Annotated in this window: 22 protein-coding genes; 12 read left to right on the plus strand and 10 right to left on the minus strand. The window is 51.6% G+C overall.

Going from position 1 to position 24,461, the window contains the following annotated elements:
* Positions 1-115 precede the first annotated feature (115 nt).
* Positions 116-538 (plus strand): carboxymuconolactone decarboxylase family protein, encoded by a 423-nt coding sequence (locus K1V27_RS05065; RefSeq protein WP_258928473.1) that lies wholly within the window; start codon positions 116-118, stop codon positions 536-538.
* Between the two features lie 119 nt (positions 539-657).
* A complete protein-coding gene (locus tag K1V27_RS22740; RefSeq protein WP_353740518.1) occupies positions 658-867 on the plus strand; it encodes an FmdB family zinc ribbon protein in 210 nt (69 codons plus the stop codon).
* A gap of 288 nt (positions 868-1,155) precedes the next feature.
* Here the strand turns inward: K1V27_RS22740 and K1V27_RS05070 are convergent, their stop codons facing one another.
* Complete coding sequence (locus K1V27_RS05070) at positions 1,156-2,421, minus strand: D-alanyl-D-alanine carboxypeptidase family protein (RefSeq protein WP_258928475.1); 1,266 nt, start codon at positions 2,419-2,421, stop codon at positions 1,156-1,158.
* Between the two features lie 306 nt (positions 2,422-2,727).
* Positions 2,728-3,351 (minus strand): hypothetical protein, encoded by a 624-nt coding sequence (locus tag K1V27_RS05075; protein WP_258928476.1) that lies wholly within the window; start codon positions 3,349-3,351, stop codon positions 2,728-2,730.
* Between the two features lie 385 nt (positions 3,352-3,736).
* Between K1V27_RS05075 and K1V27_RS05080 the strand changes: the two genes are divergently transcribed.
* Positions 3,737-4,195 (plus strand): CBS domain-containing protein, encoded by a 459-nt coding sequence (locus tag K1V27_RS05080; protein WP_258928477.1) that lies wholly within the window; start codon positions 3,737-3,739, stop codon positions 4,193-4,195.
* Between the two features lie 38 nt (positions 4,196-4,233).
* On the opposite strand, the gene recJ is transcribed toward K1V27_RS05080, so the two are convergent.
* Positions 4,234-5,898 (minus strand): single-stranded-DNA-specific exonuclease RecJ, encoded by a 1,665-nt coding sequence (gene recJ / locus K1V27_RS05085; RefSeq protein ID WP_258928478.1) that lies wholly within the window; start codon positions 5,896-5,898, stop codon positions 4,234-4,236.
* A gap of 300 nt (positions 5,899-6,198) precedes the next feature.
* On the opposite strand from recJ, the gene K1V27_RS05090 reads away from it, so the two are divergent.
* The 3 genes from K1V27_RS05090 to K1V27_RS05100 all read left to right on the plus strand — a co-directional run bounded on the left by K1V27_RS05090 (position 6,199) and on the right by K1V27_RS05100 (position 8,375).
* On the plus strand, positions 6,199-6,765 hold the full coding sequence (locus tag K1V27_RS05090) for a class I SAM-dependent methyltransferase (protein WP_258928479.1): 567 nt from the start codon (positions 6,199-6,201) through the stop codon (positions 6,763-6,765).
* Positions 6,766-6,983: 218 nt separating this feature from the next.
* Positions 6,984-8,060, plus strand: coding sequence for a DUF72 domain-containing protein (locus K1V27_RS05095; RefSeq protein WP_258928480.1), 1,077 nt, complete (start codon positions 6,984-6,986; stop codon positions 8,058-8,060).
* Positions 8,061-8,114: 54 nt separating this feature from the next.
* The gene (locus K1V27_RS05100; protein WP_258928481.1) at positions 8,115-8,375 is read left to right on the plus strand and encodes a hypothetical protein; all 261 of its coding nucleotides are present in this window, start codon (positions 8,115-8,117) and stop codon (positions 8,373-8,375) included.
* Positions 8,376-8,378: 3 nt separating this feature from the next.
* On the opposite strand, the gene K1V27_RS05105 is transcribed toward K1V27_RS05100, so the two are convergent.
* From K1V27_RS05105 to K1V27_RS05125, 5 genes are all read right to left on the minus strand, one after another.
* Entirely contained in the window at positions 8,379-8,990 is a 612-nt protein-coding gene (locus K1V27_RS05105; RefSeq protein WP_258928482.1) for a MamS/MamX family magnetosome protein, read from the minus strand.
* 238 nt (positions 8,991-9,228) lie between these two features.
* Positions 9,229-9,516, minus strand: coding sequence for a CHC2 zinc finger domain-containing protein (locus K1V27_RS05110; protein WP_258927472.1), 288 nt, complete (start codon positions 9,514-9,516; stop codon positions 9,229-9,231).
* Positions 9,517-9,527: 11 nt separating this feature from the next.
* Positions 9,528-10,319 carry an ExeA family protein gene (locus tag K1V27_RS05115; protein WP_258927473.1) on the minus strand — a complete coding sequence of 264 codons (792 nt, stop codon included), beginning with the start codon at positions 10,317-10,319 and terminating at the stop codon, positions 9,528-9,530.
* Between the two features lie 5 nt (positions 10,320-10,324).
* Entirely contained in the window at positions 10,325-11,881 is a 1,557-nt protein-coding gene (locus K1V27_RS05120; RefSeq protein ID WP_258927474.1) for a helix-turn-helix domain-containing protein, read from the minus strand.
* A gap of 38 nt (positions 11,882-11,919) precedes the next feature.
* Positions 11,920-12,600 carry a DUF6431 domain-containing protein gene (locus tag K1V27_RS05125; protein WP_258927475.1) on the minus strand — a complete coding sequence of 227 codons (681 nt, stop codon included), beginning with the start codon at positions 12,598-12,600 and terminating at the stop codon, positions 11,920-11,922.
* 26 nt (positions 12,601-12,626) lie between these two features.
* On the opposite strand from K1V27_RS05125, the gene K1V27_RS05130 reads away from it, so the two are divergent.
* Positions 12,627-13,196, plus strand: coding sequence for a tetratricopeptide repeat protein (locus tag K1V27_RS05130; protein ID WP_258927476.1), 570 nt, complete (start codon positions 12,627-12,629; stop codon positions 13,194-13,196).
* A 311-nt stretch (positions 13,197-13,507) separates the two neighbouring features.
* Here K1V27_RS05130 and K1V27_RS05135 read toward each other — a convergent pair whose 3' ends face one another.
* A complete protein-coding gene (locus K1V27_RS05135) occupies positions 13,508-14,818 on the minus strand; it encodes a mechanosensitive ion channel family protein (RefSeq protein ID WP_258928483.1) in 1,311 nt (436 codons plus the stop codon).
* A gap of 203 nt (positions 14,819-15,021) precedes the next feature.
* On the opposite strand from K1V27_RS05135, the gene K1V27_RS05140 reads away from it, so the two are divergent.
* The 5 genes from K1V27_RS05140 to K1V27_RS05160 all read left to right on the plus strand — a co-directional run bounded on the left by K1V27_RS05140 (position 15,022) and on the right by K1V27_RS05160 (position 20,291).
* Positions 15,022-15,732 (plus strand): lipid-binding SYLF domain-containing protein, encoded by a 711-nt coding sequence (locus K1V27_RS05140; RefSeq protein ID WP_258928484.1) that lies wholly within the window; start codon positions 15,022-15,024, stop codon positions 15,730-15,732.
* An 88-nt stretch (positions 15,733-15,820) separates the two neighbouring features.
* On the plus strand, positions 15,821-16,681 hold the full coding sequence (locus K1V27_RS05145) for a sugar phosphate isomerase/epimerase family protein (RefSeq protein ID WP_258928485.1): 861 nt from the start codon (positions 15,821-15,823) through the stop codon (positions 16,679-16,681).
* Between the two features lie 252 nt (positions 16,682-16,933).
* A complete protein-coding gene (locus tag K1V27_RS05150) occupies positions 16,934-17,704 on the plus strand; it encodes an ABC transporter permease (RefSeq protein WP_258928486.1) in 771 nt (256 codons plus the stop codon).
* Between the two features lie 327 nt (positions 17,705-18,031).
* The gene (locus K1V27_RS05155; RefSeq protein ID WP_258928487.1) at positions 18,032-19,051 is read left to right on the plus strand and encodes a GDP-mannose 4,6-dehydratase; all 1,020 of its coding nucleotides are present in this window, start codon (positions 18,032-18,034) and stop codon (positions 19,049-19,051) included.
* Positions 18,972-20,291, plus strand: coding sequence for an ABC transporter ATP-binding protein (locus K1V27_RS05160; RefSeq protein WP_258928488.1), 1,320 nt, complete (start codon positions 18,972-18,974; stop codon positions 20,289-20,291). Before K1V27_RS05155 ends, K1V27_RS05160 begins: the two co-directional genes overlap by 80 nt.
* A 5-nt stretch (positions 20,292-20,296) precedes the next feature.
* Here K1V27_RS05160 and K1V27_RS05165 read toward each other — a convergent pair whose 3' ends face one another.
* Positions 20,297-24,439 (minus strand): glycosyltransferase, encoded by a 4,143-nt coding sequence (locus K1V27_RS05165; RefSeq protein ID WP_258928489.1) that lies wholly within the window; start codon positions 24,437-24,439, stop codon positions 20,297-20,299.
* Between the last annotated feature and the right edge of the window lie 22 nt (positions 24,440-24,461).

Raw genomic sequence — 24,461 nt, forward strand, 5'->3', positions numbered from 1 at the left:
AGAGAGGATTCCTTGAAGTCCACGTGGATTGCCGACATTTGAGGAAGGCCCGTTGCAAGGGGATGAGGAGGTTTTCCGGCAGGTCCCAGTTCAATGATCAATTGTGGAGTTGAAAATGATGGATGATGTTGTAAAGCGCACCAAAGAGACTGCCAGGCTGTTGTTTTCAGGACCCGTTCCAGTGGCGGTTCCCTACCAGCTTTGGAAGGAGTTTGATCCCGATTTGGCCAGGCAACTTTCTCTATTCATCACCGGCAACATGTATTCTCGCAAAATTCTGTCGCTGCAGGAAAGGCAAATGGTGGCCGTTGCGTCTCTGGCTGCTCTGCAGAAGACCGACGAGCTGAAAATACATGCTCATGGAGCCCTGAATGTGGGAGTGCCGGCGGAAAAGCTTGCGGAGACTATTTTCCAGGTGGGCATATATGCCGGTTTCCCCGCCGTAAATGCGGCCCTGGAAGCGCTCAAAGAGGTGCTGGTGAGCCGTGGTGCATGGCCCAGGGGAAAACCACAAGGAGAAACAGGCGACCAAGGCTAGACCGGTCTTGATTATTTTGCATCTTGCCCCTGATGCGCAAGAGGGTTAGTGATATGGAGTAATCGCCGATAATTCAGCGTGATTTCGGACTTGTCAATCACTTGGTGGAGGTTTTGGGAATGCCTATTTATGAGTATCGCTGCAAACAATGTCGCAATGAATTCGAAGCGCTGGTTTGGTCGGAGCGGGATGAGCGGACCATCTGTTGCCCTCAGTGCCAGGGCAAGGATCTGGGGCGTATCTTATCGCCTTTTTGCACATCTTCCGGAGCCGATGGTTTAGCTTCGGCCAGTTCGCTTTGTGGCCCTTCTTCCAGCAAGTTCAGCTGAGCTTAGCGGACTCCGGCAGGCTGCCGGAACAGCTCGGGTAATCCGGGTGTATGGGTTGAATAAGCCGAGGAGAACAATTCTTTTTGAGGAAAATCAGGGAGGAGTGGACAAGTGCCCACGGAATTTTTGATTCTAGCAGGCGTTTTGGTTGGATGGATCGCTTTGAATCGTTGGATTCTGCCCAGGTTCGGGATTAACACGTGAATGTCGCCCAGCTGCGGGATCGGCGATTCCGCAAAGAAGAAACAGACGCTTAAGTCCCAAAACGCAGAGGACTAACGCGTTTGATCACCTCCTGAAAGTCTTGGACCTCCGCGATGAGCGGCGGTTCAGGACAAACATGATGAACACCGCGAGCAAAAAGACGGCTGCCGATACACCGGTTAGCCAGTGCCAGTTGATGCTGGGTAAGCGGATCTGCACAATGGATTGCCACAAACTCTTAAACCAGCCTGCCCGGGCAATCTCTTGGTGACTCACCAGAGAGACGGTTTTTTTGGGTTGGTCTGCGATGTAAAATACCATTTTGCCGAGCTCCTGCTGATTGGCAATGGGTGCCGTAACCTCAGCGGGTGCTTCGATCTGCCACCGAATGGCATCCTTTTCCTTTTGCGTCACCAGCAAGGTTGCCTCTTCTGCAGGAAACAGGTCGAGGCTGTCCAGTAGTCCTTTCCATACCTTGACTGTTGCAACCGGCTGGTCCTTGGGAAATGGCTGAATAAGGGCAAAATTTCTGAATCCGTAATTGAGCAGTTTCAACGCTTCACGTTCGCGTGCCACTGGACTCTTGGCCCCCATGACGACAGCCAGCAGTCGCATGCCGTCACGCTCTCCCGTGGCAGACAGGTGATAGCCGGCAGCGGAGACGTAGCCGGTCTTCAGCCCGTCGACACTGGGATCCTTGAACAGCAAACGGTTGCGGTTGTGCTGTGTGATATTGTTGTAGGTATACTCACGCATCGAGTGATACTTGAGGGAATGGGGGAAACGTTTCAGGTAAGCGGCATCGAGGATTGCCATGTCGCGTGCCGTTGTCATCTGACCCTCTGCGGGTAAACCGTGAGGATTTTCAAAATGGCTTTGGGTCATACCCAATGTTTGAGTCTTGCGGTTCATCTCATTCACAAAGGCGTCCACACTGCCATAGAGCTGCTCGGCGACTGCCACGCAAGCATCGTTGCCGGAGACTACAGCGATCCCCTGGATCAAATCTTCGAGGGGCACCTTTGAACCCACTTCCACGAACATTTTCGATCCTCCGGTGCGCCAGGCTTTCTCGCTGATGTAAATTTCATCCCGCAGGTTGATCAGGCCCTTTTGCAGACTTTCGAAAACCACATAAAGCGTTAACACTTTGGTGAAAGAGGCGGGCTCAATTGGCTGGTCTGCGTTGTATTCAAAAAGAGTGGCTCCGGTCGACACTTCCATGAGAACGGCAGATTGAACATCCACTTCGAGAGGGGGGGGCTGCTGCGCGAGTGCCTCCTGGGAAAGCCAGAGTGGGCAGTTGATGACAAAGGCTAATGCAAGCAGCACAATAAAATTCTTATGCATAGGAACCCTCTTGTGGATTTGATGTGCCAAAAGGAGCACAGGAACCGGTCGAAAGCCGGAGATGTCTATTCCTTTGAACTCAAAGCTGGATACCCAGAGCACCGAGTGTGCCGATTTTTCAAAGCTACTATATAGCGTCACTCCCGCCATTTTACAAGTGCACCGATTGAATTGGCAGGAAACCGTTCAGCACGGCCTTGGGCGAGTCAGTTAACGATTTTCTGAGATTACGGCAAGAAGGCACCCGATTCCAGGGCATTCGTCCGGCAGCTCATCTATATGCTTGGGCTGGAAGAAGCTTTTACCTCAGACCGTCTCCTTTTGCGGTTTCACCACCAGTCCCTCGCGGTGATATACTTCTTTCGCCACACTTTCCAGATCTCTGCTCGCGATATTGAATGGAAAGCCAAGTAATTCAAGAGACTTACGTAAAAATATAACAGCATTATCCATGTCCGGCGTGGACAGACAGCCAAGAATCGTATAATACCCCCAGACTTTGAAAGGCAACGGGTAATCGGGTTTTTCGGAAAGCTCAATAAAATCGTATACAACTGCGTTGCCCTCCGTAAAAAACCCGCCTTTCACTTTGACTGGGAGCATCACCTCTTCGGTCTGCAAGCCTAACCCGTAGCGTTCCCGCAGATAGGCTTCCAGGCTCTTTATTTCGTCGCTTGTGAAATAGTGATCGATTTCTCTTCTTAAGGCATTCGCCTGCTTCTCCTCCAGTTTGTGATAATCAGCGATGAGATTCTCGTACGGCGCCGTCGGAACACTCCTTTCCAGGCAATACCAATTGAACTTGACATCATGGTAGACTTTTTCAGCCCTGGTGAGATTGCCTACAGAGTGTGCTTTGAAAAGACGCGGCAGACCGGGATCTGTTGCCCTGTTCTGCCTGCCCCCCTGGATGACACGAAACCTTCTCATGGTGATTATGTCCCTTCGCAAACCGTCATTACAGTAAATATATTCTATACTCTTTTCAGCCGTTCGTGAATAAAAGGCGGCACAAAGGCGCCTAATAGGCCCACACAGCAGTGCACAACTCAAGCAAAAGTCCGGCGCCAGATCGTTTTTGTAATCAGTACTTTTGCCGCGTTCACATTTGGCCTATACTCTGGTGCGATGGATCGTTCTTGCATCATTGCAATGCATTTGCCTCGAGATGACGATCAATTTTCTGGGGCAAAAGCATTGTGTGACATGTGGATTGTTGCACTGCAGTCCTGTGCCGAGCACTACCGGTTTGGCAACCAGCAGCACGGTCGGCTGCATTTAGTGAAACCGAGCAGATGCTGAAGGAGCGTCGTATATGGTCAAAGCCAAAGACATCATGACAAGAGAGCTGATCACTGTGTCTCCCGATACCGACATAACAGAGGCCGCCAAAATATTGCTCGATAAACATATTAATGGTCTGCCGGTAGTCGATAAGAATGGAAAACTGGTGGGCATCATCTGCCAAAGTGACCTGATTAGTCTACAGAAAAAGGTTCGCCTTCCATCGGTATTTACTTTGTTGGACACTTTTATTCCGGTCAGATCGCAAAAAAGCATTGATAAGGAACTGGAGAAAATAGCCGCGGCCAAAGTGGTCCAGGCTATGACGGCGGATCCCGTCGTGATCAATGCGGAAGATACCGTGGAGGACATTGCGACTCTAATGGTGGAAAAGAATCTGCACACGCTCCCGGTTGTGGAGGACGGGAAGCTTGTGGGCGTGGTGGGGAAAGAAGACATCCTGTCGACATTGATGCCGTCCAGGAAGTAGATTTGAGAACAGTTTGAAAGGATCTGGCCTGGGGAGACCTATTGATTCTGGAAGAACCGCCCGATGTCTTTTATGTTCAGGGACGGCGCATTGCGAAAATGATCCCATTGCAGCTGAAAGATAACATCAGCGGCCTCGCTGCCGCCCCAGTCAAGGCGGCGGCTTCCCCTCCAAAAAACTCCCCGGCAATCTTCTGCCACAACCATTTGCAGATGTTCCCCGTTTGTTCCGAATGCCTTTTGCACTTGGGTTTTGACTCCTCTGGCGACAAAGGTCGGGGTGGAGTTTCCCGGCCCATGAGGTTCCAATTGCTTGAGAGCTTCGAACAGAGGTGGTCCAACAAGGCCAAGATCGAGCTCCATATCCACTTTTGCCCTGGGGATGAAAATGTCTTGAGCATAGTGACACATGGCTCTTTCAAAAAGATCTGCGAACTTTTCCATCCGGCTCAATTCGCACGTCAAACCGGCCGCCATCTTGTGGCCTCCCCAACGAATCAATTCTCGCTCACAAGACTTTAAGGCGGTGTGGATGTCAATCCCGGGAATGCTTCTTGCCGACCCACGAGCTATTCCACCCTCCTCATCGATGGAGAAAACAATGGTTGGGCCGTAATGGAGTTCCTGCTGAATGCGTGATGCGATAATTCCGACGATACCGGTTGGCCAGTTGGAGTCTCCCATCACCACACTTCTCCCGGATGCTGCAAGGTGTGAATATCGATTGGTAACTTCAGCGAAAATTGACTCCTGCTGGAGTTGTCTCTTGGAGTTCAGGCGATTGAGCTCTTGGACCAGCTGAGCAATCTTTCCGGGGTCATTCTCCATCAACAGATCGAAGGCCAGTTGAGCGCTGGCCATGCGACCGGCTGCATTAAGCCGGGGACCAATGTAATAGCCGATATGCCCGGCGGTGAGATTCTTTCCGCCCAGTCCCGCGGCATTGATCAGTTGGGTGAGGGGGGGAAAAGCGCCTTGAGCGAGGTGGTAAAGACCGACCTTGGCAAGAATTCGGTTTGCGTTGACCAGCGGCGCAATATCGGCCACTGTGCCTATGGCAGCCAGAGCAAGATACTTTGAGCCCAGCCGGAGGCGGGGAAATTTGTGCTGCATCGTGCGCCGAAGCGCGGCCAGAAAAATGAGGGTGAGCCCCGCTGATGCGAATTCTTTAAACGAAGACGGGCACGAGTGCTGCTTCGGGTTAATGATGACGTTCGCTGGGGCCAGACCCGCAGCGGGTGCCTCGTGGTGATCGATCACGATACAGTCCATGCCGATGGAGCGGGCCAGCCCGATGGTGTCTTTGTCCAGAGTTCCACAATCCAGGGTTACCAGGAGTTTTGCGTCGGCATTGGCAGAAATTGCCCGCTGTGGTACTCCATAGCCTTCACTGCGCTGAGGTATCACAACCGTGTGATTGAGGTGGCCGATGTCTCTTAGAAAGAGGGCCAGTTGAGCCGCCGAGGTGATGCCGTCGCAATCATAGTCACCCACCAGCACTACCTTGTGCCCCTTGGCCAGATGCCAGCACATGAGCTGCGCACCCTCCGCGATGCCTTGCATCGATAGATGCACCTCCAGATCTTTCAGGGAACCCGTGATAAAATCTGTGCCCGTCTGCCTGTTGGCCAGCAGAATCTCCAGGACCTCTTGTGCGGAACCCGCCTTATGCCGGTTAACAATCTCCCACCGGGGTCTGATCATTATCTGTTTTGCCTTTCATCTCTTGATTTTTTGGGTTGCTCACTGATCCCGCGCGTCTGAGAAACAGCCCGACAGCAAACCACATTATTTAGAGCAGCGGGAGTACAACACAGTTTTCTAAGTTTTAAAAGTTTGCTATAGATGCCAAGTTTAATTTTTGCTATGAAATTCCCCTTACAGGCGGGCACAATGTGTATCCTTTTCCGCACAAGATCCATGCGATCCTGGTTTTGGCGGTTTTATATTGCCGGCGGCGAGGGTGCCGGTTTCGTTAAAGAACTTTGTTAGCAGGAGCCATCCATGATTGATACGATTACCTATTTAAAGACGTTTCTCAGGGACAAGAATGTGGCTTCCATCACCCCTACCTCATCGGTGGGCGTCAAAAGAGTGTGCCGCAAAATAGACTTCGACAGCAGCAGCTTGATCATCGAGTACGGTCCGGGAACCGGAGTCTTCACCAATTACCTGCTGAATAACATGAAACCGGATGCCAAGCTGATACTCATTGAACTCAACAAGAATTTCAGCTCGATACTCAAGAAAACCATCCGTGATCCGAGAGTGGTTATTGTCAATGATAGCGCAGCCAATGTTCTGGAAGCCTTGCGCAATTGCCGAGAATCCCAGGCGGATTACATTCTGTCAGGTATTCCCTTTTTCTGGCTTCGCAACGGGTTGCGCGACAAAATTCTATGCAATACCTATAACGCTTTAAAGATTGGGGGTAAATTTTTAGTCTACCAAACCTGCTTTCAGACCGATCAACATCTCAAGGTGCATCTGGATCGTCTCTTTCCTTCGGTGTCCTGCAAGTTCGAGTTGATGAACGTACCTCCCATGCGCATTTATGAAGCCACCAAATAGAAGTGCAGAAAGAACCGTGCAAATTTTGTCAAAGCAAAGGTGAATGAAGTAATCTTCTTTACTCTTACTGCCGAAGAGAAGATTACTTCATTCATCTCCGGTATAAAGACTCCCAAAGTTTAAGGTTACAGTTCATATCAAGACTGCAATAAATCGGCATCTACCTTCGTGCAACCACGAGCCCGGTAACCGGTCTGCCCACACTCATCGAATGTCTCATGCGGCTGTGCCCAGACCTCGGCACAATCGAAACGGCGTCAGAGGGGATGATGGTGGCCGCACGCCCTGACTTCAATTGCGACCGTTTCTTCTTCCGCGGTTTGCATCCTCTTGTCTCATTGGGAACCGCCAGCGACCGATATGCAGGATGGATTGGACAAATCTATGCGCAAGGGCGCTATGACCGGCAGATTACGAAGAGGACCAACAGGGTCGGTGAGAAGTCCTTTCCAGAGCAGGTTTTGCCGGTGTCAAGCGTGGCGGAATATTTTGAGCACTTCAGCATTTTAGAAATCGATTATACCTTCTACCGACCCCTGCTTGATGAAACAGGCAAACCTACTCGCACTTTCCATGTGCTTGCCGGTTATCGAGATTACATGGCCGGTGAAGATTTCCTTTTCTTGAAGGTACCTCAATTCATATTTGCCCAACGGCTAAGGCGCGGCAAAAGTTATGTGCAAAATCCACAGTTCCTTGATGTGCGGGCTTTTTTGGAACAATTCTATCGGCCGGCTGAAGAGCTTTTGGGAGCCAACCTGAAAGGTTTTATTTTTGAACAAGAATACCAGCGTCGAGATGCACGTATCCCCGTAGAGGATCTTGCCGAGTCGCTCGATAAGTTTTTTTCGGCTTTGCCCAGGGACAGCCGCTACCACATTGAATTGCGGACCGAATACTATTTGCGCGAACCACTGTTTAGGGTCTTAGCAAAGCATGGCATCGGGCAGGTGCTTTCCCACTGGACCTGGTTGTCGCCCCTCACGAAGCAGTTCGCCAAGGCGGATCATCGCTTCTTCAATGCCGCAAATCAGCAGGTGGTTCGTTTGATGACACCGATGGGAATGCGCTACGAAGAGGCTTATGCCAGAGCGCATCCATTCGACAAGCTGCAGACGGATATGTTGCAGGCAGGGATGATCAAGGATACGGTTGAACTGATGCTGACGAGTGTCAGTCGAGGCGTTGCAATCAATGTCATTGTCAACAATCGTGCCGGCGGCAATGCGCCGCAAATTGTTCAACTGATATCGAAAGAATTCATGGTCAGGCAGGAGCAGGGCGTAAGCCGGTAATTTGCCTCCATCGCTTTCATGGGAGGCGGAGTCAGTGCGTCGCGACATTACTGTGTGGAGAACACTGACAAGTCGATTGACATCGAAATCGTGACGGACTCGCCGCTGCTCCAATCGATGTTGATGTTTTTCACCAATCCGGCATTTGCCGCTGCGCAACCGGGGGCCAAACTGGTCAAAATTAAGGGGCACAAAGCCATCGAGAAGTTTTCCGCACAACAGCGCCAAGGGGAGATCAACTCGGTAGTGGCCTCCACGATGCTGGTTTCCATAAAAGGGCAGGGAATCGACAACATGGAAGATCTGATGGCGTAGTAGTCACCGTACTTTGTCGTCCAGGAACTCTTTCTTTGGCGTTTGAGGCATTCTTTTCACGGGTTCGGTGGTGAAGAATCGGGGGCCGCTTCGGGACTTTTCGGCATCCGATGGAGGACCAAATTCTGCAGTAAATTCCGCCAATTCTCTGACACTCATCGCCCAAAAGGGCATACCGTCACTGGTCCTGCGCAGCTTGACCTGAACGAATTCTCCTTTCTTGACTTTGGATGCGATGAAGAACTTGTCCTTTGCGAGACCGGCGAATACGCCCATGACCTTGACCTTATCTCCTTTTTTGAGGCCGATGACACTGACGTCGACAAATGCTTTGGGTCCCAGGTGCACCGGGATTTCTGTCCCTTTCCGGGTGCGCACCAAGAGCCCGGCGCCCGGCGCCATGCCGGATATTGGAGTCACTTCAATGATCTCCGTCACGGTTCCTTTAAACGCTTGATAGTTTTGAGGCTTGTAGAGCTTCTGGTAGGCAGAGCCCTTTTCCCAACCCGTGGTTGCAATTTGCTCGGCTGCAATTACCTCTGGTGCGCTGTAAAAACTGCCAACTGATGATAGAATCAGGAATGCCAGCGTTATTCTTGTTACTCTTGTCGCCATGTGTGAAGCGTCTCCTTCTGAGAACAATGCTGATGGTAAGCTGTTTTATTCAACAGGGTCGTGTTACGCTTTTACCTCTACGGCGCAACACTTTCAAGCTAAACCGTCGGCCGTCGCGGGTGTCGAACAATGCTTGGAGTGCTAAGTCTCACAATATTTGACTCTGAGAGTCCCAGTTTAGATGAAGATGTCCTCCCCCACAAGTTGGTGGGAGCTTGTGAGGGAAGACGTGAGTATTTTAGCAGTCTTGTAAGCCGTCGATCATTTCAACAGCCTCACGGAAGTTGCAGCATTTGACGGCCATGACCATGTCGATGGGATTGAAGTTTTTCTGGCACCGGAAGCACCGGGCCAGGTTGGTTTTGGGGTTGGTGGCGGTTTGAAACTCAGAGCACAGGGGGCATAGAAAGCGAAAATACCCGTCTGATACTTTGCAGGGGATGCGCAGAAAATCAGAGATGAGCCGGGAGATGGGGATCTGATTACGCAGTATCCGGAGTTTTTGCTTGGAATAGAGCTTTGTCATGATGTCTTCTCCTAGGGAAGGCGGAATTCGGCCATGGTGTCGGTGACCAGGGCTTCGTTGATCTTGTTGAGATTTTGGGCGGCGGCATTGAGGAGGCAGGCGGTAGCGATGTTATTAATCTGCCTTGGGATGCCGCTGGCATAGTCATGGATGAGGGATTTGGCTTCGGGCTCGAAGACCTTCTCGTTGCTCCCCGCGAAACGCATCCTGGAGTCGATATAGGAGGTGGTCTGGTCCGAGGTTAAGGCGCCGAGGTGACATCGGACGGTGATTCGGTTGACAAGATCGCTAAGAGAGGCACGGGCAAGGAGCTTGGCGAGGGGCTCCTGACCGCTGAGGACGATCTTTACGGGAGTATCGGTATCGAGGGCTGAGCTAACCAGGAGGCGCAGATCGGTCAAAGCTTGCGGATCTATAAGGTGGGCTTCGTCGATGATAAGCACCGTTGAGAGATCTTCTTTTGCGGTGCGATCGAGAATTTGTAAAAAGAGATGATCCTTGCCTCGCCGGGGGGCTTCTCCCAACTGAGTCACGATTAGGCGAAGCAGGCTGGATGACGGGATTCCGGTGAAGTGGAGATAAACGGGGCGGTAGCGGTTTTTAGAGAGGTTATGGATGAAGAGCCTTAAGAGTGTGGATTTTCCGGCACCGGTTGGTCCGATGAGGAGGGCCAGGGTCCCTTGCCGGGCAAAGTAGTCGAGTCTGGCCAGGGACTGGGAGATGCGGTGGTCGTTGAGGATCCATTCCACGGGAGGGCGTTCCTGGAAGGGATGGCTGTTCATTTTGAAATGATCGAGGAACATGGTGGTTACTCCTTTTGCTGTAGGATTTGTTTGAGCTCACCGACGAGGTGGGGGAACGACTTGTTAGGCACTCGGGCAAAGGCCTGCGTGAGCACGGATTCTGTGAGCTGAACGTTTTGATTGTAGAGTTTTTTGAGCGTTTCGAGCTCCTGTGCCGTGAAGGCGGAGATGCCCACTTCTTTTCCGAGCAGCCGGGCAAAGGCTTTGACAAAGGCATGAAACGGCCACGGCCGCACGGAGACGACCTTGCGGTAATCGATGCCGCGAGTGTTTGCGGCGAGCTGCTCCCGGTGCTCGCGAACGAGGAGATCGATGAGGTTATGCTTGGGTTTTCCCCGAGCTTGTGCGGGAAGGGGCGGTTGCTCGGCCTCGCGGTGATGGAGCACGCCCGATCCCTGGTATTCGCCTTTCAGGGAAAAGATCTTCACGCTATCTGAAGACGAGAAGGGATCGTAGTGGACCCAGACCTTGTCTCCCCTTAAAGCTGGATCGACCCGGTAGAGCCGCTTATCGAGGCTAATGTCGGAAAAATCCTTGTGGACGACCCGAGTGACCTTTCTAAGAAAGGAAGCGAGCACCTGGTCCATTTCCACGTGGCGGATGACGGAAAGTCCGGTATGATAGCGGTCCTTGGGAGTCTCGCCGGTCTCGGAATGAATGGAGCTATGATAATCCACCGAGATCCATGCGCTGAGAGCTCGGTTGAGATCATCGAGGCTTATGGCATCTTGTGCCCGCACCTCGGATTCAAACCGGTCTTGGGCGGTCTCAAAGAAGCGCTCAATGAGTCCTCCCGGGGAAGGGTCCCCGGCCGGCCGGTGGCGAAGCCGGATGTGGAGCCGGTAGCAGGCAGCCTTGAGGCCGATTGCGTGATAGACCTTGGCGTTATCGAGGTAGAGTTCGCCGGGGGCGCCATGCTTGGCCAGGGCGCGCAGCAGCGAGTCGATGAGGATATCGAGGCTTTGGCGCAGGTAGTAGCGGGCCTCGACGATATACCTGCTGTGGCAGTCGATGAAAGCGGAAAGATAGGTGGGCAGGACCTCCCGGCCGAAAACAACATAGGGGCCTTCCTCGAAGTCCCCAACCCAGAGATCATGGGTATGGTCTCTGGTCCAACGTTTTCTCACCTTGTTTTTGACAACGCCGAGCTTGAGGCGGGTTGCGCCCGCACCTTTAAGATGGCGATACAAAGTAGAGCGGGAGAGCGTAACGCCATAGAGGTCCTTTAGGAATCGGTTGATGGTGGCAGGGGAGCGCTTGGGCTGCTCGCATTTAAGCTCGATGGCGGTTGCAATGATTTCTGCGGGTGCGGCCCTGGCATGGCCGCGGTCATGGCGGTCTTTTCTTGCGAGAGCATCGAATCCTCCGGTTCGATAGCGCTTCAGCTTTCGCCTGAGGGTGGAAAGGGAGGGCTTGCCGGTACGTCCGCCGGGAAAGACCATCTCCTTTTGAGAGATCTCTTTGAGAAAATCCTGGATCGATTCCGGCTCCACCTCGTCGAAGAGAACGGGGCGAAGGAGATCGCACCAGAACAGGGCCCATTTTTCATCTTTTTGCTTCATAACGCCTCCTTTGTTTTATGGTTGGAGGCGAGCATAAATCATTGCCAGGCGCAGCCTGTTGCAAAGAAGGGGAAAATTGAAGCACCAAAAACAACTCGGAATACCGCCTCCAGGTGGACGAGCCGGCGAGAGCGTTTGAGGGTTTCTTCCCGAGCGGTTTTCACGAACTTATTGGGGGAGATCGTTAGCGCGGCGAGATCCCGGTAGACTTTTGTCGCCGGATCCTTCTGTAAGATGAGGTCCAGAGCGCGGCGCGGGATTTCTTTGAAGCGGCCAAGAGTGTCGATCCAGCGGTAAGGGGTTGTGTGGGAGAGGACTTTATCGACCGGCGTATTTCCTTCGTCCGTCGAGGCATGGAAGATCTCCGAGCCTTCTTCCAGGACTGTCTTCCGATAGGTCGACGTCTCATCTTCCAGATAGCTTGCCGAGCGATGAAGTATCGCGTCGCTGGTGTAACGCTTGAAGGGAAGCGCGAAAGGAGGCTGTTCGGTGAAGGTCTTATGGCAGCCGGGGCATTTCCACCGAATGACAAGGCATTTTACCACCTGGACCAATGCGTCGCATAGAATGCGGAATTTGCGGGGGCGTGCCTGATGCCGCCTGAACAAATACGGTTGAGTATTGCAGACGGGGCAGGAGGGCAAACCGCAGCGGATCTTGTTTCGCAGCACATTCAAGCTGTATTTTCTAATATCTGAGCGGGTAAATGGAGCAAACATGGCGTCTCCCACTTGAGCGAATAGTCATGATCGAAGAGGTTTCCGAAAAAGCCGTTCGTTTACTCCAACCTGGCGCCGCCCGCAAGCGCAAAACCGCCGGCGCCCGACGCGCCAGATGCTATGTTTGGCAACGGTTTTTCAACAAAGGAGTTGCGTTACCCATGAGTAAGATATCCCGCAATGCGCCCTGCCCTTGTGGAAGTGGAAAGAAGTACAAAAAATGCTGTTTGTTGCGCGAACAGGTCTCAGCGACACGGCCGCCGCAGGCTCCTTCAGATGTCTTCAAACAGATCCATGCCCAAATGGAGGAGTTGGACAACCTATCGAATAGTGTCATTGATCTCATCCAAGCCGGGAAACTGGACGAAGCGGAAGCTCAGTGTCACAAGCTATTGGAGCAATATCCGGACGATGTTGACGGGCTCGACAGACTGGCAACGGTCTATGAAGCCAAGGGGCAGAATAGGATGGCCGCTGAGTACTACCGAAAGGCGGCCGCTTTTATGCGCTCAAGGCCAGGATTTGACAACGAAGCCATTGAATGGGCTCTGAAGAAAGCCTCTGAACTGGAGTCTGCATCGTCATCAGCAGAATAGATCTTGCAGCCGAGCCATGGCCTGCAGGTGGTCGGCGAGGCTCGTGGCGCTGCGACAACCAGTAATGTTGACATTCCGGAGGTGCTTCGGCGCCCCCGCTGATGCCCAGCCGTTATCCGGCGTGGTCTTGGGACCGGTTAGCGCCCGGCGCGCGGGGTAGGCAGGGTAAAGTGCAAAAGCATGGCGAGGTATAGCGGGATAGGCGGGATCAGATTACTTGGGACTGTTCAAATCAAATATTGTGGGACGTAGGACTTGGAGTGAGCAATGCAGGCGCGGTTGAAGGCCGTGAACATGACAGTTTACAGGGCTCAATCACGGCCTGATCTTACGACATTCTGGAGTTGGCCGGGCTGTTGTGATTCTACAGGCAGGATACGAAATCCCTTGGATACAGTTGTCTTGGGCAAGTAGTCTTCGGGAATGGTCGGCTGGTTCCCGTCGCGGAGAGCTGAATAGGAAGGGGACATTATTTCAATGTTTGCCTCATTGAATTTGTCTTGCATGTTCTGATGCAGTTCGGAAAGTATTTTCAAAAGGTTGGATGCCGTTGCCGTATAGACGTTGAGCTCATAGGAGACGGAATAATCATTCAGAGCTGTTTGCAGAACAAAGGGGGGTGGTTCCCGGAGTATCTCTGGGGTGGCTCGCGCAGCCACCAGGAGCAGCTCGTGGACCTGCCGCCACGGGACATCGTAGCCAATGGTTACGGCGGTGTGCAGGATGAGGCCGGCTTCGCCGGCCAGTGCACTGTAATTGATCATATGGCTGCCCAACACCATGGAGTTGGGTATTGTCACCTCGACATTTTTAATGGTTCTAACCCGGGTGATGAGCAGTGTTTTCTCAATGACATCCCCCATGGTGTCGGCAATTTTTACTCGGTCCCCAACCTTGAAGGGACGCATATATGTGATGGCCACGCCTGCCACGATATTGGCAATGGCGGCAGTCGAACCCAAGGACAGCAGTACCCCGAAAAAAATCGAGATACCCTGAAATGCGGGACTGCCAAATCCGGGCAGATAGGGAGAAGCCACCACGACAGCGAGAACGATGATCAGCAGTCGCAGCAGCTTGTGGGTGGGCTGCACCCATTCTTGATGAAATCCGGAAAAAGCAATCCTGCCTCTTTCCATCTCACAGAAAAACAGCCGGGTGAACTTCAGTACGTAACGCGTTGCCAGCCCAACAAGGCCGAGGAAGAAAAGATTGGGTATGAATGACAAGAATCCCTGCAAGATCGTATTGAAAGGAGCAATGATATAGCTCAGATAAGTTCGTACAATCTCGCGTGTGCGAGGGAAGAAGCTCAAAACGATCGGAATGAAAACATACAGGGTGATCACCCACAAAGCAAAACGGCCCGCTCTGACCAATGCTTTCAGTATTTCAGCAACGCGTTTGGTCGAAATCAATTCGAAGCTTTGAATCTTGATCGGGGGAATGTGGACCCCGCTCCAGGAATCCAAGTCTCGTGTGATCTTGCGAGCAACACCGTTGATCATTTTCAGCACGAAAAACAAAACCAGAACTGCCGAAATCGTCAGAAGGATTCTGATGAAGAGAGCGTCGGAACCGGCTTGCCTGATTCTCATCAGGATTGTCTCTAGGTTATCCATCGTTTCAATGCTTTCCTGGAGGTGGATAGATCATCACTTCTATGTTAAGGGATGAGCCTAACTAATATTTGTTTGTTGTAGGAAAATCAAACTATTAATGCATCTTTCCATAAATTGATTGCATTAAGTGTGGCGAGTGGGCAAATTGGAAACTGGGTAAATATGGTTTGCAACGGTTCATGACATGAAAGGAGGCAGCGGGGATGGAGCGGTTCTACACGAGGTCAAGGAGTCTTGCGGGTGCTTTATTGACGGTTTTGGTGCTGTTAAGCTGGGGTGCCCAAGTCTTGGCGGACGATGCTACGGAATCGATTCAGCTTGTGCAAAAGGCAGCAATGACATTCCAAAACTTTGAAAACGCTGAAGAGATGGGTGCTTTTCGAGATCTAATGAAAACGGCGAAAGGGGTGTTTATTGCACCTCAAGTGCTGAAGGGAGCTTTCATTATCGGGGCATCGGGCGGTAGCGGCGTCATGCTGGCGCGTGACGACAAAAGCAATGAGTGGTATGGTCCCGCCTTCTACACCATAGGTGGGGCGAGTTTTGGTTTGCAGGCGGGGGGAACCGCCTCGGAGGTGGTTCTGCTGGCTATGACCGGGCGCGGAGTAACGGCCTTCCTGAGCAACAGTCTGAAGCTTGGGGCGGATGTCGGCCTGGCCGTGGGACCGGTTGGGGCCGGTGCCGCCGCAGCCACCGCCAACCTCAGTGCCGATATCATAAGCTTTTCCCGTTCTAAAGGGCTTTTTGGCGGTGTTTCTCTGGATGGAGCGGTGGTCGCCACACGAGACGGGCTCAATGAAGCCTATTACGGCAAGAAGGTCAATGCGACCGACATCTTGGTGCAGCGGAACGTAAACAATCGCCAGGCAGACGGCCTCAAACAGTGGGTGCGACAGGCCGCTGCGGGGGAGTGATCCTTGGTGGAAAGACATCGACACCGCCAGCCATCATTGGTGGCCGGCAATTTTTGCTCGTCATCTCATGGTTTGACTGAGGGGTAACATGCTGCTCGGGTACAACACCAACGGTTTGGCGCACCACGACTTATTCGACGCTGTCGAAATCCTGGCGGAAATCGGTTACCAAAGTGTTGCCATCACCATTGATCAGCATAGTTTGAATCCTTATGGACCAAGGCTGAACAAGCACATCCGCCGGCTGGGTGCGAACCTTGGGTGCAAGGGGTTGCGCTCGGTCTTGGAGACGGGTGCCCGGTTCCTATTGAATCCAAGGGTCAAGCATGAACCGACACTGATGGCAGCCAATGTGGAAGAAAGGAACCTGCGCATCGATTTTTATCGCCGCACCATTGATATTGCCAAAGAGCTTGGCAGTGACTGTGTTTCCTTATGGTCCGGAAGTCTGCGCGAGCCGATTCCCGAGGATCAAGGATTTTCCCGGCTGGTGCGAGGATTGGGGCGAGTGTTGGAGTACGCCGTCCGACGCGGAGTTGTGCTAGGTTTTGAGCCCGAGCCGGGGATGTTTATCGATACCATGGACCGTTTCCAAAAATTGTCAGGTTTTCTCGACAGTCCATACTTTCAACTGACACTCGATGTGGGCCATCTGCACTGTTCGGGAGAAACGCCCATCGCCGCGCACATCTCACGCTGGGGGCACAGGATTGTGAACGTTCATATCGAAGACATGCGAATGGGTGTGCATGAGCACCTCATGTTCGGTCAAGGTGAAATGGATTTTCCTCCCATTATCAGGGCATTGGATGATGCAGACTACCAAGGGGGAGTGCACGTGGAACTGAGCCGCCACAGCCACGAGGGAGTGGCCGCCGCCCGGCGGGCTTACGATTTCCTGGAGCCTCTCGTTCGCCGGCGGTCTGCCGAAATGGGGGAGCTGCCTTGAGCTTTTTGTCGATCTGGTGGTAAAGCGACCAGCAGAGCCCCATCAAGCAACCCTCATTCGCACGCTTTATGGTGGATAATTCTCGATCAGTTGATTGACAACGGGTTCAGCCGGCAAGATGGCCTTGCTCTAATTCCTGAGATCTGTTAATTGTGCGTCGCCCCGGATTTGATGCATTATGCTTGGTTGTCTGACTCCCCGGGTTGGTTGTACAATCTGAGAGAAAATAAGAGGGCGACAGAGACCTTTTAAATGTTCAACGTTTCGCTGGTATGGGAATTAACCAAAAGGGATTTTTCCGAACGGTTCGCCGGTTCGCTTCTTGGCGCGGTGTGGGCACTCATCTGGCCCCTGGTCAACCTGCTCATTTACATCGTCATATTTGGTAAAATGATGGGAGGACGACTTCCCGGAACTTCCAATGTCTATGCTTACAGCGTTTATTTGACAGTGGGACTGGTTCCATGGGCCGCCTTTGCCGGAGCCATTAGTCGCTGTTCCAACGTTTTCCTGGAGAAAAAGCACCTCATTTCCAAAATCAACATCTCATTGCCTTCGCTTTTGATTTACATCATTTTATCAGAGACAGTAACCTTTATATTTTCCATGGTCTTTTTCTTCATTTTTCTTTTGCTCACCGACTACCAATTCAACCTGAACATTTTCCTGGTGCCCTTCATCTATTATCTGCAGCAACTGTTGACTTTTGGGATCGGCCTGCTGGCGGCAACACTGACGGTCTTCATTCGTGACGTCAAGGAAATCGTAGGCGTCGTTCTTCAATTCTGGTTTTGGTTCACGCCGATCATTTACGTGCGTGACATATTGCCTGACGTGATTGAGAAGATATTGGTGTTTAATCCGGCCTATATTCTGGTGGAATCCTACCAGAGGATATTCGTGTTCAATGATGATCCTTCATATCGGTCACTCATGGTGCTTACGCTTTTGACACACGTTTTGGTTATGATTTCCTATCTCATTTTTCGCAGTCTTGAGAAAGATGTAAGAGATTTTCTATGATAGCGGTGATTGGGTTGCTGTGTTGGACGGGGTTGATGATGGCGGTGACGTACCTTTCCTGGACGAAAATGGAGCAACATGAAAAAGTTTACTTATTGCTCATTTACAGCGCGATTTTTCTGAGCGGCGTATTTTACCTCTTCCCTCTTCTGAAAAAGCTTCGTTAACCCTGGCGGCTATGCGGCTATAAAGTCTGCGAGGGTTTTTGCTGATTACGTCAGGCAATTGACTCAGTTTCTTTTCCACCGCGGTTAACTTTTGAAGTTTAACCGGGAGCCAGCAACCATTCAGTGTTTGCGAACCGAATTCCACTACGGAGCATGATTCATGAAAAAGGCTTTGATCACGGGTATTACCGGTCAAGATGGTTCCTATCTGGCGGAGCTTCTCCTTGGTGAAGGATACCAGGTGCACGGGATAGTGCGGCGGGTTGCGCTTGAGGACCCCCAACACCGCATGTGGAGGATCAGACATCTGCTTGAAGACATCCATCTGCACTCGGCCTCCCTGGAGAGTTATCCAAGCCTGTTCAACGTGGTCCGCCAGGTTCAACCGGCCGAGTGTTACCACCTGGCTGCACAGAGCTTCGTGAGCTACTCCTTTGAGGATGAATTTTCGACATTGAACACCAACATCAATGGCACGCATTACATGCTCTCGGCAATCAAGGAGGCGGCTCCTCGCTGCCGGTTTTATTTTGCTGCATCCAGCGAAATGTTTGGCAAGGCTGCGGAGGTGCCCCAAAATGAACAAACCCCTTTTCACCCCAGATCGTCCTACGGCATTTCCAAGGTCGCGGGGTTTCACCTCACCCGCAATTATCGCGAAGCCTACGGGCTACACGCTTCATGTGGCATACTGTATAATCATGAGTCTCCACGGCGGGGATTTGAATTCGTCACGCGCAAAATTTCTCACCAGCTGGCAAGGATCAAGCTCGGACTTGACAGCCAATTGCGTCTTGGCAACCTCGAGGCCAAACGTGACTGGGGCCATGCGGCCGATTACGTAAGAGCCATGTGGCTCATGCTGCAACAGGAACAACCCGATGACTATGTTATCAGCACAGGAAGCTGTCATACGGTGCGGGAGTTTTGCGACATTGCCTTTTCTCACGCCGGTCTCCATTACGAAGATTACGTCGTCGTGGACGAACGATTTTTTCGCCCGGCGGAGGTCGATGTGCTGATGGGCGATTGCTCAAAAGCTCAAAACGTCATGGGCTGGAATTATGATCGATCCTTTACGGATTTAGTGCAGGAAATGGTTGATTCCGACTTACGCTTCGTTGCTGATCAATGCCGCGCCGGTATTGGTTTTGGGTCACAACATGATCAAAGTCACTAATTTATCCAAGACCTTTAAATTGTACAATTCCCCCACCGAGCGGCTCAAGGAGATCATAACCCGCAGGCAGTACTGCCAGGAGTTTGCAGCTCTCACAGGGATCAGTTTTCAAGTCGATTCCGGGAAAACCCTTGGCATCATTGGACAGAACGGAGCGGGGAAATCCACCCTTCTGAAGATTTTGACAGGCATTCTTCATCCGGATAGCGGGGAAATTGACATTGACGGAAAAATAACCGGCCTGCTCGAGTTGGGCACAGGGTTTAATATGGAGTGCAGCGGCCTGGAGAATATTTACCTGAACGGTACCCTGCTCGGCATGAATAAGCATGAGATTCGTAATAAATTAAGTCAAATCATTGACTTCACCGAATTGGGCCAGTTTATTCAAAGGCCTTTGAAGACCTATTCAAGTGGAATGATCATGCGTCTGGCGTTTTCAGTGGCCATACATGCTGAACCGAAGGCATTTGTGGTGGATGAAGCCCTGTCGGTTGGGGATGCTTACTTTCAGCAAAAGTGCATGCAAAGAATCAAAGAGTTCAAGATACGGGGAGGATCCATCGTTTTCGTCTCACATGACATGAATGCTGTGAAGGTTTTTTGCGACGAGGCACTGTTGTTGGATCATGGCTCGATTGTTGAGCGAGGTGGGCCGGACGGGGTGATTGCGGCCTATAATTTCCTGCTCGCAAAAAAATCCGAGCGGCAGGAAATTCGCATTCAGACCAATGAAGCGGGTGAAACTCAATCCTATGGCAACTTCAAGGTGGAAATTTGTGATGTTCAATTGACCAACGAACAAGGAGACGGTGCCGAGTGCTTTGTCACGGGCAGACCTTGCAACATTCTGATCGATCTTAAGGCTAATGAAAAGGTGGACGATCTTACCGTCGGCATTCTCATTAGAGATAAATTTGGGCAGGACATTTTTGGCACCAACACCTATTATCAAAATTTTCCCCTCAACATGAGGCGAGGAGAAAAATACAGGGTGAAGTATATTATCGATGAGCTCAACATCGGACCGGGAAAATACACCTTGACAGTCGCTGCCCACAAGTCCGAGTCCCACGTTCTTGATTGCTACCAATGGAATGACACCGTGAAGTCGTTCGAGGTAGTCAGTGCTGCCGATTATGGCTTTATCGGTTTATCGCGATTGAAACCTCATGTTGCTGTTGAACATGCTGGAGGCACTGCCGTGGATGACGCATCCCTTGCCCAAAGGCACAGTTGACGAGCTTATCCGACTAATTGAGAAATGAGCGTGAAGGCGCATCTGCCAAGTTCTTTGGCAATTGCAGGGTGGTCCAGGAGTAACTCGAGGCACACTTCAAGTTCCTCTATGTCACGATAATAGAGACCGCAGTTGCCTGCTTCACAGAGTTCAACTAATTTCTGATCCGATGCCGGAACCAGAATTGGCAAATGGGCCTGAAGATATTGTGCAAGCCGGTCATTGTGATCGGATGCTCCCGTCAGCCACGCAAAGCGTGCTTCGGGAAGGTCCTCGGCATCCAGCCATTTTGCCAACACAAAATGAGCGCTCAACGACCGTGCGACGTTCTCTTTTAAAAATTGTTCTGCCACCGGCTCTATCCCTTCCGCAAAATCCATGGCAACCAGGGGAGTTGGAGGCACAGCCTCATGGCTGCAGGGAGTTCCCCCACTGCCCTGATAAACACTCAGCAAACGCTGAATCTGCTTGGAATAGGTGAAATTGGCGATGCGTCGATAAGCTTGTTCACCAAGTTCTTCGATCACCCTGGGATTGGCTGCCAGAAAGTCCATTTTTTCAGCAAGTTGTTTGCTGTTGCCTAGCTCAAACAGCATTCCGCTCTTGCTGTCTTCAATCAATTCCGGGATTCCACCAATGTTGGTTGCGATCACCGGCGTACGGGATGCCATGGCCTCGGTAATGCTAACCGGTTGGTTCTCCGGCCAAACGGAAGGCAAAACCAGAACGTCGGTTTGAGAAAGCACCTCCTCGATTCTCGCATTGTCTACCTTGCCCCAGAACCGGATGGTTTCTTGCAGACCATGCTCTTTGACAAACATCTCCAGGTTGCGTCGCTCCTCTCCGTCACCAACCAAATTCAGCCGGATCTTTTTGCGATTGGTCAGATAGAGCAGGGCTTCCAAGAGAACATGCAGCCCTTTGTGTCTGCCAAAATGCCCGATGAAGGTGAAACGGCATTGATCGGGAGAGGCTGCCTTTGCTACCGAAGCGAATCGATCCAGGTCGATGCCATTCCAGACGACATGCATCTTTGCCGCGGGGAAGCCTGCGCGTACGTAGGTCCTGGCCAAATAACCGGAGGGGGAAACGATGGCATCTACCGAATCAAAAAGGTAGCGCAGATAGCTCTGCCTGAGGGACACAGGCACCTGTTGACCGCTCTCCAGCTGGATGGCGGGTAGACAATTGTGGCATTCATTCATCGATGTACACAGTGATGAGGGTTCTTTCTCCAACGTGTTCTTGTGACAAAAACCCCAATAATCATGCACGGTTAAAGCAGTGAAACAGGCGTGTTTCCCGGCCACTCGAAGCAATGCCGGAGCCAGTCCCGTCATATTGTGAAAATGGATTATATCCGGTTGAAATTGCTTTAGTATCCCCGTAAAGTGATGTTCGACTTTGGCCTTTCGGAAGTCTTCACGGGATAGGTCAAAATCTTCCGGGGTGAGCACTACCCGGTGGACTCTTATTCCCTCGTAATCTTCCGTGTAAATTGCATGCCGGTCACCCTTCGCTTCGGATTTTCCTGCAAATACTTCTACCTGGTGCCCTTGTTTACAAAACTCTTTGGCCTGATAGTGGGCGATTAGCTCGGCTCCACCAATAAAATGGGGAGGATAAAAATTGGAACAAACAAGAATCCGCTTCTTTTGTATTCTGTCCGCATCAATGGGGACAGGCTCATTGATTTGGTAAAATGCGGACGGTTTGTTTTGGCGACTGAATTTGCCGGTGAACGAAGGCGTTTTAACAGCGCTGAATGGCTGCTTTTCGTGGCTATCGATAGTTTGCGAAGCGGGCAAATTGGTGTCCGCCAGCATGGCAAAAATCATTGCTCTGAGGTATTCGTCCCATGACTTTATGCTCCTGGCCGCCGCCTGTTTTACCAGGTCGGCATAAAGGTCTGGATCTGTAGCCAAGCGTAGAATCGTTTCAGAGAGCTGCCCAAAATCTGTCACATTGGTTGTCAAGCAGCCGCCCTCGCCTGCAAGTTCTGCCATCACACCCTGTTCGTGGCATATGCACGGTTTGCCATGCCAGATGCTCTCCATAATCGGCAAGCCGAACCCCTCAATTTCAGAAGGATAGACCGTGAATGTGCATTCCGAGTAATGCTCATGGAGGGTCTCATCATCTACTATTCCCAGCCATTGGATATTAGGGTTTTCTTCACATTTTCGTTGAATCCAATCGGCAAGATCGTAAGCCCCGGCATATTTGTTTCCTATCAGAATCAAGCGCCAATCCAAATCGGGTCGTAAAATGCCGAGCTGTTCGCACGCGGCGATCAATTGCGCATGGTTCTTCCTCGGTTCCAAGGTGGAGACACAAAGGATTTTTATCGGTTCACTCAATGAAGCGTTCGCTTGGGAGGTGCGAGGGCGCCCCACCAATTCACCTGGCAGCTGATTGGGCACAATTCTGTGGGACTTCAATTCGTGCTGCGCAAAAAAATCACTGAGGCACGCCGCGGAAAAGTGTGAATTTGGCAGAATTACATCACACTCGGCAAGTCCTCGCATATAGGCGGGGTGATTCATGCGGATCGCTTCATCACGAACCAGTTCGGGGCGCAGCAGGGCAATCGAATCATGGAACACAGCGGCGATTTTAAAACCGTGCTTTTTTGCATAGGAGCGAGCTTTGTGTGCGTACTGTTCGGCGACGGTCTCTGAAAAAAGCAGCCAGGCCGGCTGATCTTCCAAATGGGCAAGAAAGTCGTCCAGTAAAACCGGGTCCTCCGGAGTTGATACTGCTGCAGAATCAGGTCTTTTCGGACCATTATATTCACCCAGCTGGTCATACTCCTTCTTTGTCGGAAAGCGATAGCCCTCCAGGGCTTCATCCCAGACAAGCAAGAGGGATCTGGCATAGTCTTGAATTTTCCTCGCAATCTGTCGAGTCACTCGAATAACGCCCGAGTTCGCCGGATCTCTTGCAGCGTTTGAGACGTCCATCAACACCCAGAAGGGAACGGGGGCAGCGATTCCTGTGGCACAAATTCTGAGCAGTTCGTCATGCAGGCGAGCAATGCTCCTGCGCCAAGTGAACTTATTCCTGAAGGTTTGTGCCGCGGTCGAGATATCAATCGGCAACGCAGCGGTTGTCAGCAGTTCGATGGATTTTCTCGCCATCTCTGCTGGATCGCTGCAAAGCAGCCAGGGGTGCATGATAACTTCCGGATGAGCGCCTATAGCAAACGCCAGAACCGGTCGACCGAGCCACTGCATTTCGCCCAGAGGCAGATTGAACCCTTCCCAAAGCGATACCGAAAGCCCCAGATCAGCATGCCCCATGAGTTCCTGGAGCTGATCGTCTCCCGGAAAGTCGAGAGGGACTATGATTTCCTCAAGATCGGGCGGAATAGTAATATCCTCCGTCCTGGCCAGCACCCCCACCTCAAGATCAGGAATGACGCCGGCAATTTGTCCGACAATGTCAAAGAGCGTGCTGCAGTTTTTATAATTTCCCTCTTCCCATCGCCCTAAACTCAAGACAAACTTTTTGCCTTCACTCTTTTGCCTGACGATGTTCTCCAGAGCTTCCTTTGCCTTGCGTGTACCGGCTGCATTCACTTCCTGCCAGATGGCGCAGTCCATATGGTCGGCGCCGTTATGTACTGTGATCTTCTCGACAGTGTCACCGGCATCCGGATTGCTCTGGGAGGTGCGAATAAAATTGCTGACTGCTATTACAGCATCGCACCATGGCATATTTTCTCGGCGAAGCCGCTGTAATTTTTGCAAAACCTCCAAATGATAGCCGGCGTAACCCGTTGTTGGAACCACTCCGTGATCTGAAAAAACCACCTTGATCCCCTTCTTTTTCCAGAACGGGACAGAGCTAACAAAGGGCCAGCCTCCCACTATGATGACATCGGGGCCGTTTGTCTTTACTGGAAAAAGGATTTCCCAATGCTCCTCCAGCCATTTGAGGGTGAATTCATTGCCATCCTTATATTCGGGACTTTCCGGCACCCAAATGACTTGGTCGGCAAATGTTTCAATGACATCCTGATCGAGCCGGTTTGCAATCACCGAAATCGTCCAACCGAGGGCTTTGAGTCCAATGCCATACAGGATCAGCACTCGGTCCACACCAAATCGAAACAAGAAGCGTTCATGCGCGAGCAATACATGCATCCGTTATACTCTCTTTCGGCCT

This window comes from Desulfoferrobacter suflitae, assembly GCF_022603395.1.
GTDB classification, from domain to species: Bacteria; Desulfobacterota; Syntrophobacteria; order Syntrophobacterales; family Syntrophobacteraceae; genus Desulfoferrobacter; species Desulfoferrobacter suflitae.